At 63.9% G+C, this 12,353-nt stretch carries 10 protein-coding genes and 2 pseudogenes; 5 read left to right on the top strand and 7 right to left on the bottom strand.

What is annotated here, in order from left to right:
• Positions 1-19 precede the first annotated feature (19 nt).
• Positions 20-1,267 (bottom strand): HD-GYP domain-containing protein, encoded by a 1,248-nt coding sequence (locus F462_RS11070; RefSeq protein ID WP_208854140.1) that lies wholly within the window; start codon positions 1,265-1,267, stop codon positions 20-22.
• Positions 1,268-1,488: 221 nt separating this feature from the next.
• Between F462_RS11070 and F462_RS11065 the strand changes: the two genes are divergently transcribed.
• Positions 1,489-3,615: a DUF1631 family protein gene (locus tag F462_RS11065; protein WP_038054107.1), complete on the top strand. Its 2,127-nt coding sequence runs from the start codon at positions 1,489-1,491 to the stop codon at positions 3,613-3,615.
• Between the two features lie 7 nt (positions 3,616-3,622).
• On the opposite strand, the pseudogene F462_RS13485 reads toward F462_RS11065, so the two are convergent.
• From F462_RS13485 to F462_RS11055, 4 genes and pseudogenes are all read right to left on the bottom strand, one after another.
• Positions 3,623-3,841, bottom strand: a pseudogene (locus F462_RS13485) (hypothetical protein); the annotation flags it as partial.
• Positions 3,841-4,062, bottom strand: a pseudogene (locus tag F462_RS13480) (hypothetical protein); the annotation flags it as partial. The pseudogenes F462_RS13485 and F462_RS13480, both read right to left, overlap by 1 nt.
• 174 nt (positions 4,063-4,236) lie before the next feature.
• The gene (locus F462_RS11060) at positions 4,237-4,617 is read right to left on the bottom strand and encodes a DUF2237 family protein (protein WP_018140799.1); all 381 of its coding nucleotides are present in this window, start codon (positions 4,615-4,617) and stop codon (positions 4,237-4,239) included.
• A gap of 93 nt (positions 4,618-4,710) precedes the next feature.
• The gene (locus tag F462_RS11055; protein WP_026280158.1) at positions 4,711-5,742 is read right to left on the bottom strand and encodes a DUF2235 domain-containing protein; all 1,032 of its coding nucleotides are present in this window, start codon (positions 5,740-5,742) and stop codon (positions 4,711-4,713) included.
• Between the two features lie 190 nt (positions 5,743-5,932).
• Between F462_RS11055 and F462_RS11050 the strand changes: the two genes are divergently transcribed.
• Complete coding sequence (locus tag F462_RS11050) at positions 5,933-6,547, top strand: rhomboid family intramembrane serine protease (RefSeq protein ID WP_026181530.1); 615 nt, start codon at positions 5,933-5,935, stop codon at positions 6,545-6,547.
• A gap of 72 nt (positions 6,548-6,619) precedes the next feature.
• Positions 6,620-7,630 (top strand): adenosine deaminase, encoded by a 1,011-nt coding sequence (locus F462_RS11045; RefSeq protein ID WP_018140796.1) that lies wholly within the window; start codon positions 6,620-6,622, stop codon positions 7,628-7,630.
• A 23-nt stretch (positions 7,631-7,653) separates the two neighbouring features.
• On the opposite strand, the gene F462_RS11040 is transcribed toward F462_RS11045, so the two are convergent.
• Complete coding sequence (locus F462_RS11040) at positions 7,654-8,142, bottom strand: response regulator (RefSeq protein ID WP_018140795.1); 489 nt, start codon at positions 8,140-8,142, stop codon at positions 7,654-7,656.
• Between the two features lie 269 nt (positions 8,143-8,411).
• Here F462_RS11040 and F462_RS11035 point away from each other — a divergent pair, with 269 nt between their 5' ends.
• Complete coding sequence (locus tag F462_RS11035) at positions 8,412-9,647, top strand: diguanylate cyclase (protein WP_038054105.1); 1,236 nt, start codon at positions 8,412-8,414, stop codon at positions 9,645-9,647.
• Between the two features lie 306 nt (positions 9,648-9,953).
• On the opposite strand, the gene F462_RS11030 is transcribed toward F462_RS11035, so the two are convergent.
• A complete protein-coding gene (locus tag F462_RS11030; RefSeq protein ID WP_038054103.1) occupies positions 9,954-11,486 on the bottom strand; it encodes an AAA family ATPase in 1,533 nt (510 codons plus the stop codon).
• Positions 11,487-11,635: 149 nt separating this feature from the next.
• On the opposite strand from F462_RS11030, the gene F462_RS11025 reads away from it, so the two are divergent.
• Complete coding sequence (locus tag F462_RS11025; RefSeq protein ID WP_038054948.1) at positions 11,636-12,319, top strand: TVP38/TMEM64 family protein; 684 nt, start codon at positions 11,636-11,638, stop codon at positions 12,317-12,319.
• The last annotated feature ends 34 nt before the right edge of the window (positions 12,320-12,353 follow it).

Below are 12,353 nucleotides of genomic sequence, written 5' to 3'. Positions count from 1 at the left end.
TCGATTGATCCCTTTTACCCTAAAGATAATAGCGTGCAGGATCGACCCCGTAGGCCCCAGGCGGCAAATCGCGCATGATCTGCCGTTGGGCACCCTCGGATTCCGGGTCCGTCGAACCCAGATCGAGCTCCAGCGGATCGGGATAGGGACGTCGCTTCGGGTCCAGAATGCGCATCACCCTTGGCATGAAGCGCTGGGTCCTGCGGTGGCTCAGCACAATGGCCACCTCACCGCTGTCCAGCTCCACCAGACTGCCGACCGGGAACAGCCCGACACAATGGGTGAACTGGTCGACTAACGCCGAATTCAGTCCCCAACGCCCGAACTCGCGAAGCTCCTTCAGGGCTTCGTACGGGGTTCCAGCCAAGCGCTGATCGGCGAGCATCTCCTCGTAGGAATCGACGATCGCGGCCATGCGCGCACAGGCGCTGATCTCGTTGGCCACCAGCCCATGCGGATAGCCGCGACCGTCCTCACGTTCGTGGTGTTGCATGACGATATCGCGGACCTTATCCGGGATCCCGTGGGACCGCAGCAAGATCTGCTCTCCGTACTCCACGTGCCGTTGTACCTCGCGCCGTTCTTCGGGGGCGAGCCGCTTCCCGCGCTCGAGCAACTCTTGCGGCAGCTGCATCTTGCCCACATCCATCAGGAGCCCGCCCAGGCCCAGCACCGAAAGCTCGGAACGATCGAGGCCCAGATGCCGGCCCAGGGCCAGCAGATGAATCGACACCCGCAGGGAGTGGTCATACAGAACATCGCCCGACTCGCGCAGGCGGGCCAACAACAACAGGGCATCGGGGTTACGCTCCACGCTCTCGCGCAACGCCTCGGAGGCCTCGCGCGCGCCCGCCACACGTACCCCTGGGTTACGCTCCAAGCCGGCGCGTATCTGCTCCAGGACCGTTCCGGCCGTAGCCCAGGCCTCGCGCGCGGCGGGCAACTCTTCGTCCACGGAGCACTGGTCACGATAAACCGTCATGCCACGAAACTGGGCCGCCTCGGCACGGCTCGGAACCGAATCAGCCCGCGCAGTATCACGTGTGGGGGACGCCAGCTTGCTCACCGACTCCGGGGCACTCTTCTCCAGGTCGATAAACACGTGATGGCAGTGCCGGGCCAACTCGTCGATATCCTCTTGCGAGCGGATCAAGATGCCCTCGACCCAGTACGGGGTATCCCGCCACGGGCGATCGAGCTGGCTCACGTACATGCCAACCTGCAGTTCCGCGACGGGAATCTCCTGCTGTATCAATCCCCAGGACATACGAAAACGCTCCGACATCCATCCGGCGGTCGTAGGGTTCGACCCCTTCCATATCGTTCCTACACTATCGACCTGCCCCGAACTAGGCCAGTCCGTTAGTGTGCCCAGTGTAAATTGCTAACGCTCCCGTTCCCCAAACTGGTGCACACATCTCTGTTTTGCGGGACGATGGGGCGGCGGCCACCTCGACGCGGCCTTACACTCAGCACCGGAGTGACCCCATGCCACTCGACCAGGACACAATTCTTGGCTCCACCAACCCGCCTGTCGCCACAGCGCGCAAGTGGACCGGGATGGCGGGGCTGTCGATCGTACAGCGGGAACAACTCGCCGAGATGGTCGTTCCTCGCGTGACCGAGCACCTGGAACGTTGCCTTGCCACCGCCCGCGACGAATGGGAAGCCGGGCGCACCTGGGGCAATGTTAGTGGTAACACCCTGCTGTGGGCGAACGACTTCCGCATGTTCGAGACGCGCGTGATCCGGGATTTCCAGGACGCCCTGATGGAGGATTTCCGCAGCCACGACTACCCGCCGCAATACGAGTTCTCCGGAGTTGCGTTCGCGGACCAGGATGACGGTCTCACTATCCTTGATGACTATCAGTCCACACGCCGCTCGCTCCGGCACAAGCTGGAAGGCGCGATGCGTGAGAACAACCGCTATTCGCACTACGTCTTCACCCAGGCGGCGCAGGAGAAAAACCGCTTCGAATACCCCAACTGGGCCCCCTGGTCGCCCCTTCACTGGTACGAACGGCTGATCGAGATCGGTGAGCTGTATTTCGGCAAGACCGAGATGACGCTGGACCTGATGCGCTCCTATCTCGACTGCGTGCAAAAGACCGCAGCGCCCACGCTCGCCTTCGTGGTGGAGGCCATCGACCATTGCGGCCTGATCACCGAACCGCGAACCGACCCTGAAGCGGCCGGCACGTTGCGCAAGAACGCCTCCTGGAAGCGCTTCGCCGGCAACCGAGACGACGACGCGGCCACAGAGGCCGAACCCGCGAGCGACACCTCCCGCTGGCGGCCCTCCACGCGGGCCGCCGAGGCGGAGCCCTCCCACACAATGCCGGATACGGAGGCGGACCCGTCGCAGTGGGCCGCCTGGGCCTCCAACATGGTCCAATCGCCCGTGTTCCGCCCCGCCGGAGGCGGAACAGGCGGCGGCAATGGCGCCGTAGCGGCGGGGACCACACCGACCACCGCCTTCGTGATGCCGGGCCAACAGGCCGACCCGCGAAGCGCGCTGATGCCGTTCATCCACGACTTGCTGCAGGGGCTGTTCGATCACATCTTTCGCGAGGTCGGGTTCAACCCCTCCGTCCGGACCGTCATCGCCGAGATGCAGTACCCACTGGCGACCGCGGTCATCCACGACCTCGGCTTCTTCCGTGACCGCTCGCACCCGCTACGGCTATGGATTGGGAGCCTGATCAATGTCGCCATCCGAATTAACCCGCAGACCGAGCCCGACAGCGAGGACGTGGAACGCTACCTCGGTTGCATCCGACAGTCAGTGGAACACCTGCGCAACCAGGCGGACCGCATGGATCGTGACGCCGCCGAGGTGCTGATGAACCACTTCCTCGATCAGGTCGAGGCGGAAGACACCCACTGGCGCGAGCGTCAGGTGATGCAGATCGACTTGCCACACGCCGAGGAATGGGCCGAGCAGGCACGCCGCAATCTCGCCCTTGCCGCCCTGGAGACGGGTGCCGACCTGCCCGAAACAGCGGCCGAGGAGATCTTCCAGTCCTGGGAGACAGTATTGGCGGTGGAACACGATGCGGGGGAGGCCGGCGAATCCCTGCATCGGGTGCTGCGTCAGGTGGTCCGACACATCTGCAACATGGCCACCGCGCAGGAGGTCAATCCGCTGGTCGCCGAGGCGCGGGACCACGCGCGGGCCGCGGGGCTGGGGGACGATCGCATTCGCGACCTGGTACAGCACTTGGGCAAGGCCCACCTATTCCGGCTACGGGCGCCAGAAGACGCGGAACGCTTCGATCCCCGTGCCCGCCTGCAGATTCGCGAATCGGTGCGCTACGAGGACGACGATCCGACCCTGGACCAGGACCGCGACGATGACCACGTGTTCGCGGCCATCGGCCTCGATGTGGGCGACTGGTTCGAATTCATTGACGAGAACGGTGAACACCCGCAACGCATGGCACTGATCTGGCGCGGAGAAACCACCCGGCGGTTCTTTTTCCTGTCCATGGATGGCGTGCAGTCGCGGCGCCACAGCCTGCAGGGGGTCGCTCAGGAGCTGCGCCAGGGCCGCATGCGCGCCCTGCCCGAGGACAACCCGCTGGATGCCATCATCGAGGCGCCCGCCAGCTGATTCCGCTTCAGTCGCGTCCCTGGCGTATCGCCAAGGCCATCTGATTACGCACCGCCTTCATGGACTTCAACACGACCGAGTCCAGAGACCCACCCTCCGGCAGTTCCAGATACAGCAGCCCCACGCAGCGATCGCGAACCGCCAAGGGCAGCAACAGGAAACTGCGAGCGTCCGGGGCCTGGCGAAACTCATCGGGGATGTGGCGACTGATTGAGGGCTCGTGGCTGGGGCGATGTTCGTATGGCGGAAGCGGCTCAACTGGCGGGCTTCCTCGAGCAGCGCCTGGCGCGTCGCCGCATCCGCCGCGGTGTTGGTCAGCGTACGAATCGAGACCTGGCGGTCCAGCAACGGATCATGCGCCACATAAAGCCCGTCCCGGCTACTGGCCCCAAGCGTCCGGGTGATCCGGAAGCGCTCAATCGCAGGTACTGAGTTCGCATCAGCCATCAATGGGCTCTCCGTGATGCGCGCACCCGGTGTCGATGCGGAATATTTTCACTCCCACGATATACGGAATCATCCGTCTTCCCCCTGTTGCCCCTCTCGGAACCCAGCCCAGGCCCGAGAATGCCACTACAACACCCCCGTTGTGCGCGTCCCCAATCGCCGCGCACCCTCGCCTTAATCGGCCGGATCGCGGGCGTGCTCCTTGAGGATATCCAGCGGGATCACTGCCAGGGTCTCCTCGTGGGTCGCACGCAGAAATACCCCGGGAGCGGCCCCCGCCCGGTAGGCCTCCAGCCAGCGCGCCGCACAGAGGCACCAGCGATCACCGGCCTGCAAACCGGGGAAGCCGAACTCCGGCATCGGCGTCATCAAGTCGTTCCCCTGGGCCAGGGAGAAATCCAGAAACTCACGGGTAACCTCGGCGCACACGGTATGCATGCCTTGGTCGTCGTAGCCCGTGGCACAGCGGCCATCGCGGTAAAATCCGGTGACCGGATCTCGCCCACAGGGCTCGAGGGCCCCGCCAAACACGTTCTTCGAGGGAAAAGGCTGCATGGGTCGGCTCCCGCTCTGATTTCCCTACAGGATAACGAAGACCCCACCAGCGCACGCGAGCCCTCCTCCAACTGCAGGGAATCGGTCGACGGTTCAGTCGGCGTCGGGCCAGCCCCACTCCTGCAGATGGGACCTCAGGTTCTCGGGTCGATACGAAGTGTCCTTTTGATACCGCTCCAGCACGCTGGGATGCAGTTCAGTCGGGTAGTCCGGCTGATGCAGGGGGCGCCGATACGTCCGGCGCAGGCGGTAGATGTGACGCCGGGAACGATGCAGCGGCGCTGTAGCGTGCGGCCGCAGGCTATCCGGCAAATGATCCTCCAGCTGCAGCCCGGCAAAACGCGCCTCGTCCAGCATCCAGGCCAGCGGCATCTCCGAGGCCAGGCGGCCCTTGGCATCGGGTGCATAACCGCCCCCGATATCGGCATGGACGCCACTGAACCAGATCTGCTTCAGATCCAGTCCTGGGCGTGGCGCCCACAGCGTCGGCTCGAAGTCGGCGCGGGTCTCGTCGATCGCCAGCGCATGGCGGGCGATGCGCACGTTCGGCCCGAGCTTGGTGTCGTAGAACTCGTCGGTGCGGTCGAGCAGACCCAGCAACGAGAACGGGATTCCCAAAGCCCCCACCGTATCCCAGACCCCGACAAAGCGGATCTCGCGTGAGGGGTGGGCATGTTTCTGGCGAAAGGCCCGCGAAACCTCGCCTTCCGGGGCATGGCTAGCGGCCGTCTTCTTGTAGTGCTGGAACGCCTGCTCGATCCGACGCGCATCCGGGCGCTTGAGGATGCCGCAGTTGTTGATCAACCCGCACAGGCTGCGGACGGTATACGCCCCGCGGCTAAAACCGAACAGGAAGATCTCGCTACCGGGTGCATAGTTCTGGACGATATAGCGATAGGCATCCTGGATGTTCTTGTGGATCCCCCGGCCCGTCACACCCCCGGTGAGCTTGGCGTAGTAGGCACCTACACCCCAGTCGTAGAAGACCTGCTGCGGATCACCCGCGGCATCGGTAGGCGCGATAGCCCGCGCCAGGCGCAGGACATTGGTCGGCACATCCGACTCGATATCTTCCTCCGGGCGATTCCAGGTCCCGTCCGCACAGATCACGATCCTTCGTGTCATTTCACTGCCTCGCTCGCACGCTGCTGGGTATCACGCCGGTGTACCGGGAAGTCCCGAACGTTGGCCGCTGGCGGATGACTCGGGCTACCGTACCCCGTCCCTCTATTGTAGCCACGGAACCCCAGAGACGGCGTACAGTCTGGCCTTGTACGTTGCCGACCCGGGCCTGTCCTCTGAAGAGCATTGAACCGTGAACTTTGAACCCAGCATGACCCTTTATATCGTCGTGGCCACGGTGGTGGTGTCCCTGCTGGCATGGCAAAACCCACGCTGGCTGCACGCGATGATCCATCACCCGCCGTCGGTGCAACGCGGCGAATACTGGCGCCTGGTAACGCATGGATTCATTCACGCCGACGGCACCCATCTCGCCTTCAACATGATCACGCTGTTCTTCTTCGGCATGGCGATGGAGCGCGTACTGGTACCGGAGATCGGGATGGGCGGGTTCTTCCTGTTCTATCTGGCCGGCATTGTCCTCGCCAGCCTGCCCAGCCACCTGCGGCATCTGCGCGATCCCGGATACCGCTCGCTGGGTGCCTCCGGAGCGGTGTCTGCGGTCCTGTTCGCCTATATCCTGCTGCAACCCTGGTCGCTGCTGTTCGTGTTTTTCATCCCGGTGCCGGCGATCGTGTTCGCCGCGGTTTATGTCGGCTATTCGCTCTACGCCCAGCGGCAGAACCGCGACAACGTCAACCACAGTGCCCACCTGTGGGGTGGCGCCTGGGGGATTGCCTTCATGCTGTGGCTGGAGCCGGCGCTGTTGGCACGCTTCTTCAATGAGCTGCTATCGCCATTGAGCTGATGCCGCTGCCTGTTGTTCGCCCCATGCCCCCTCTATGCTTTGCGCCCTGTCCACCAACCTTCGGATGCCACCATGCAAGACGCCATTGCCACACTCCCCAAGGTCGAGCTGCACCTGCACATCGAGGGCTCTCTGGAACCCGAACTGATGTTCGCCCTGGCCGAGCGCAACGGCGTCGAGCTGCCTTATGCCTCGGTGGAGGAAGTCCGAGCGGCCTACCAGTTCCATGACCTCCAGTCGTTCCTGGACATCTACTACGCCGGCGCCCGCGTGCTGCTGACCGAGCAGGATTTCTACGACCTGACCTGGGCCTACCTCGAACGCTGCCTGGCGGACCACGTCCGCCACACCGAGATCTTTTTCGACCCACAGACGCACACCGAGCGCGGCGTACCCTTCGCGACGGTCATCGACGGTATCCGCCGGGCGCTGGCCGATGGCGAGCGCAAACTCGGCATTACCAGCCGGTTAATCCTGTGCTTCCTGCGTCACTTGAGCGCCGACGGCGCACTGGAAACCCTCGAGGCCGCGCTCCCCTGGCGCGAACACATCCATGCGGTCGGCCTCGATTCAGCGGAACTGGGCAACCCGCCGGAGAAGTTCCAAAAGGTGTTTGATCGCGCCCGTGCGGAGGGCTTCCCTGCCGTGGCCCACGCCGGCGAGGAAGGCCCGCCGGAGTACATCTGGCAGGCACTGGACGGGCTCCAAGTCGCGCGGATCGATCACGGGGTTCAGGCCGAGCGGGACTCCAAACTGATGGAGCGCCTGGCCCGCGAACAGATCCCGCTGACGGTCTGCCCGCTATCCAACATCAAACTGTGTGTCTTCGACCGCCTGGAGGACCACAACCTGAAGCGCCTGCTGGATGCGGGCCTGTGCGTGACCGTCAGTTCGGACGACCCGGCCTACTTTGGCGGCTACGTGGGCGAGAACTTCCGCGCCACGGCCGAGGCCCTGAAGCTGGACGTGGACGACCTGGAAAAGCTGGCGCGCAACGCGGTCGATGCGGCGTTTCTGGACACCACCGCGAAGCAGCATCTGCACACCGAGATCGACGACTGGCGCCGGCGGCAAGTGGTCTGAGAGGCCCTGGGCCTAGGTGTTATCTACCCCGAGAAGGTCTTGGGGCGCGCCCGCAGGCGCCCCTTCTCCACCAGACGCTCGATGCGGGAAAACACCTCGCCACGCCCAAAAGGCTTCTTCATGAAATCGTCTGAGCCGATGCGATCGAGGAAGAACTGTTCCACCGCATCCTCGTTACCACTCATCATGATCACCGGCACCCTGGCGGTCGCCGGATCACGGCGCAGCTGACGCAGCATCGCGAACCCCGTCATCTCCGGCAGAATAATGTCCAGGAAGATCAGGTCGGGCGGATTCTCCCGCGCCCGTTCCAGCCCCTCCTCGGCGCTACCGGCCCCCACGGCTTCCAGTTCATTCTGCTTGAGCATGCTGGAGAGCAAGGCCACCACCGTCCGCGAATCGTCCACCACCAGCACACGCAGTCCGCGAGCCGGTTCCTCGCGACGCTTCTTGCGACGTTCGCCGGCCTTGCCGAAACGCAGCAGCTTCCCCATACGGCGCATGTAACTCATGCCTGGTCCCTTTTCCCTGGTGGTGACCCTGTAACCGACAAGGCGGGCGCATCCCCAGCCAGGATCTTCCAATCGCCGCTGTTCATTCTTCCCGGCTCCACGGAAGCAGTCTACTCCAGACCTAGCAGCCCGTTTGATACCCGGCGCGCAGGCGCGCATCATCGGGGCTTGCTCGCCGACCGCTGAATGGAGTCAGGGACGCGCATGAAGGGATCCAAACCCCGCCCGACAGGCACACCATCCTCGGCAATCCGGGGCCACACTGACGCATGAAGATCCTGGTCGTTGATCGCTCGCGCGTGTTTCGGGCCCTCTGGAGCCGCATGGTCCTGGCTGCTGGCCACAAGCCGATCATGGCCAGCACCGGCGCCGAGGGCCTTGCCCGTATCGAGGAGAACGACCTCGAGCTGGTCTGCGCCTCCATCACCCTGCCGGACATGAGCGGCGTCGAGTTCTGCCGTCAAGTGCGAGCCAAGCCAGCCGGGCATGATCTCCCGCTGATCCTGCTGACCTCCACGCAGGATCACGACATGCGGCGGGAGGCCTTCGAAGCCGGTGCCACCGATGTCCACGACAAGACCAATATCCGTGACCTGTTCCACCAGGCCGCCCACTATGGCCGACCGGTGGAACACGCCCACGAGGGGCGCCTGCTGTATGTCGAGGACAGCCCTACCGTCGCCCGCGTGATGATCCGCATCCTCGAAGGCATGGGGCTGGTAAGCCGTCTGCGCCAGCAATTCCCCGACAAGACCAGCATGCCGATCGTCGCGATGTCCGGCCTCGACGACCAAAACCGCCGCGCCGAGCTGTTCCGGCTCGGCGTGAACGACTTTGTGACCAAGCCGGTACTGGAGGACGAGGTACGCGCCCGCATCGGAAACCTCCTGGCCAACAAGCGCCTGTTCGAGGAGGTCCAGAGTCAGCGCAAGAAGCTCTACGACCTGGCGATGATTGATCCGCTCACCGGCCTGCGCAACCGCAACGTGCTGGCCGAATGCGCCGAGCGTTTCTTTAACCAGGCCAACCAGGAAGACATGGCCCTAAGCCTGATCCTGCTGGATATCGATCACTTCAAGCAGATCAACGACTCGCACGGCCATCTGGTCGGCGACGAGGTCCTGGTTGGCGTGGGTGAGCTCCTGCGTACCACTGGTCGGGAACAGGACGTCGCCCTGCGTTTCGGTGGCGAGGAGTTCCTGCTAATCCTGCCTGAGTGCGATCTGTTCGACGCCCACACCCGCGCCGAAGAACTCCGCCAGCAACTGCGCGAGCTACAGCCCGCCGGACTGACGATCACCGGGAGCTTCGGCGTGACCAGCCGTCCGTCCGGGAGCGAGGTTGGCATGAACGACCTCTTCCGGGTCGCGGACCAGGCGGTCTACCAGGCAAAAAGTGAAGGCCGGGATCGCGTCGTCTCGCAGACCCTGAACTCGAATGCGGACCGCAATGGACAGGACGCGCCACCCGGATCGGGACAACCGGCACCGGAACCCATGGGCTGAAACCCGCACACCGCCCGGCGGTCAGCCCTGGATACGCCAGCTGCCATCCGGCTGGCGGCAGACCGGACCTACACCTGCTCCTTCTGCCCGCCGATCACCATTCCAGCCTGCTCCTGCGAGCCCTGATGGGTTGCACAGCCGCCGACCGCCAAAGCCCCCCGCGAGAACCATCGCGAGCTAAAGATTGCGCCACATAAGCAATTCTCCACCAGCCTCGTGACTGGATCATGGGGGCCACGGCTTCACCCCGTGATCGGAGTATAGGCGCAGGGAGGTCACTCCGAGCGCCTCGCCGCGGGATCACAATCAGCTCGGCGACTTCGGCGTGGTAGCTGCAGCCCCCTTCGCCTCCGGCTTCGAGGCGTTGATCGCGCGCTGGAACACCCAGCTTTTGATCTCGCGAATCTGCTCTACCATGGTCCGCGACAGCGGCACGGTATTGATCACGTTGCGGACCACGTCACGCTGGTTGAATGCCCGTCCCTCCTGATAGGCGTCGATGCGGGCCGATTTCACGGCCTGTTCGATCTCGGCGCCGCTCCAACCCTCGGTGCTGGCCGCCATGTAGTTCAGATTGAAGTCTTCGAGACTCCCTCCGTGGCGCGCGACGTGAATGCGCAGGATCTCCTTGCGCTCATCGACGTTTGGCAGGTCGAGGAAGAACAGCTGGTCAAAACGGCCCTTGCGCATCAGCTCGGCCGGGAGCTGCTGGATGCGGTTCGCGGTGGCCGCCACGAACACACGCGGCGATTTCTCCTGTAGCCAGGTGAGAAAGCTGGAGAAGATGTTTGCGTTGCCACCACTACCCGAGGAGTGGCTGTCGTAGCCGAAGGCATTCTCCAGTTCGTCCACCCACAGCACCATCGGCGCGATTTCCTCGGCGATGCGGGTGGCGCGGGCAAAGGCATATTCCGGCGTACCAAAACTGCCGGACAGTACCAGACTCATATCCAGCCGCACTAGCGGCAGCCCCCAGGCACTGGCGATCGCCTTTGCCGCCATACTCTTGCCGCAGCCACTCACCCCCATGAACAGCACCCCGGCGGGGAGCGGCACGTTGTCGCGCCAGGCCTTCTCCGAAAACAGATCGGCGCGGGTACGTACCCATTCCTTGAGGTTCTCCAGCCCGCCAATCTGATCCAGCGACTGCTGCGGGGGGTAGAACTCCAGGCAACTCTCCTTGCGCAGGATCTGCCCCTTTTCCTCCTGAATCTCGGCCAGCATCTCGGCTTCGTCCATGCCCTTGGAGCGTAATAGACGCGCGCTCAGATGCCCGACCTCATTCAGCGACAGACCCCGCATCCCGGCCGCCAGTCGGAACAACTGATCACGCGGGATCACCCCGGCGCCCTGTGTGTCCTCCAGCTGTTCCAGCACCTCTTCCTCGGAGGGCAACGCCACCTCGACCAGGAAGACCTCTTTCTTCAGGATCTCGGGGAGCTTCAGCAGCGGGCAGCTGAGAAACACCACGTTGCGGCCCTTCTTCAACTGGTAATAAAGGTCGCGCACTCCCCGCACCAGGGCCGGATTGTCCTCGAACCAGGTGGGCAGATCCTTCAGGAGCACCATGCGGGGCGTATCGGTTTCGCGAGATGCCACCCGCGCCACGGCCGCCAGCGGATCCGTCGTTGGGGTATCCGGATCGTCATGCTCGCCAAACCCGTGGCTGGCTGACCAGACTTCCAGGTGGCCGTCTTCGCCATAGAACGAACGTGCGACCGAGCGCAGCAACCGCTCAATCCGGTCCTCGTCCCAGCCAAGCAAATAGAACACCGGGTAACGCGACTTGAGCCCACGCAAAATCTTGTGGGCCGTCCGGTTCTGCAGCTTCATCGCCAACGCACCTCTCCCTATTCGAGCCGGGCCTGATCCATTCCCAAATCGGACTCGAGTGTAACGATATCCACTCCGTAAACGAGTGACACACTATGGTGCCGGAAGGTGTCGGCTACCCTGAACCCATGGTTCCGCCCCGTAAGAGGCCTGCGATGTCATCACCCCACCCCCGCACCCCTCCAGCGACCTCTACTCGCATCGGCCAGGGTCTCCTCGTATTCCTGATCGGACTGGGGATCGCAATCGCCCTTTGGATCGGGGACCCGGTCCGCATACTGGCCTGGGGCGAGGCCCTCGCAGGGGGACCCTGGGCCACAGCCGGGCTCGTGGTCCTGATGAGCCTGATGCTGACGTTTGCATTACCCGGGACGCTGATATTCTGGCTGATCGCCCCTTTTCATCCACCCATCGTCGCGGTCAGCCTTCTGCTTCTGGGCAGCCTGAGCGGGGCGTGGGGTGCTTACCGCCTGTCAGCCCGGTTGGCCCGAAAAGCCGATCGCCACAGCGGCGATGAGCCCTGGCTGGCGAAGTTCCTGCGGCGACACAGTGGGCTGACAACGCAGATCGCGCTCCGTGTGCTCCCCGGATTCCCCCACGCCATGGTCAACTACGCGGCAGGCACATTGGGCCTCCCCGTACGTTGGTTCATGCTGGCCGCTGCCGTCGGGCTCGCCATCAAATGGTCGGTTTACGTCATGGCCGTGCATGGCGCCACCGACGCCCTCAAAGCGGACGAGGCCCTGCAACCACAAGCCCTGCTGCCCTTGTTCGCACTTGCTGTCTTGCTCCTGTTAGGGGCCGCCCTGCGCTATCAGATCCAGCGGCGGTTCTCCTGAACAAGACCACCCCTGACCGGATTGGCCACAGCCC

This window comes from Thioalkalivibrio sp. ALJ1 (assembly GCF_000745395.1).
Classification (GTDB): domain Bacteria; phylum Pseudomonadota; class Gammaproteobacteria; order Ectothiorhodospirales; family Ectothiorhodospiraceae; genus Thioalkalivibrio.
This window is presented reverse-complemented; position numbering and strand designations above follow the sequence as displayed.

Excerpts from the sequence above, each read along its gene's own strand:
- F462_RS11070 (WP_208854140.1), bottom strand. The coding sequence starts at position 1,267 with ATGTCCTGGGGATTGATACAGCAGGAGATTCCCGTCGCGGAACTGCAG.
- F462_RS11065 (WP_038054107.1), top strand. The coding sequence starts at position 1,489 with ATGCCACTCGACCAGGACACAATTCTTGGCTCCACCAACCCGCCTGTC.
- F462_RS11060 (WP_018140799.1), bottom strand. The coding sequence starts at position 4,617 with ATGCAGCCTTTTCCCTCGAAGAACGTGTTTGGCGGGGCCCTCGAGCCC.
- F462_RS11055 (WP_026280158.1), bottom strand. The coding sequence starts at position 5,742 with ATGACACGAAGGATCGTGATCTGTGCGGACGGGACCTGGAATCGCCCG.
- F462_RS11045 (WP_018140796.1), top strand. The coding sequence starts at position 6,620 with ATGCAAGACGCCATTGCCACACTCCCCAAGGTCGAGCTGCACCTGCAC.
- F462_RS11040 (WP_018140795.1), bottom strand. The coding sequence starts at position 8,142 with ATGAGTTACATGCGCCGTATGGGGAAGCTGCTGCGTTTCGGCAAGGCC.
- F462_RS11035 (WP_038054105.1), top strand. The coding sequence starts at position 8,412 with ATGAAGATCCTGGTCGTTGATCGCTCGCGCGTGTTTCGGGCCCTCTGG.
- F462_RS11025 (WP_038054948.1), top strand. The coding sequence starts at position 11,636 with ATGTCATCACCCCACCCCCGCACCCCTCCAGCGACCTCTACTCGCATC.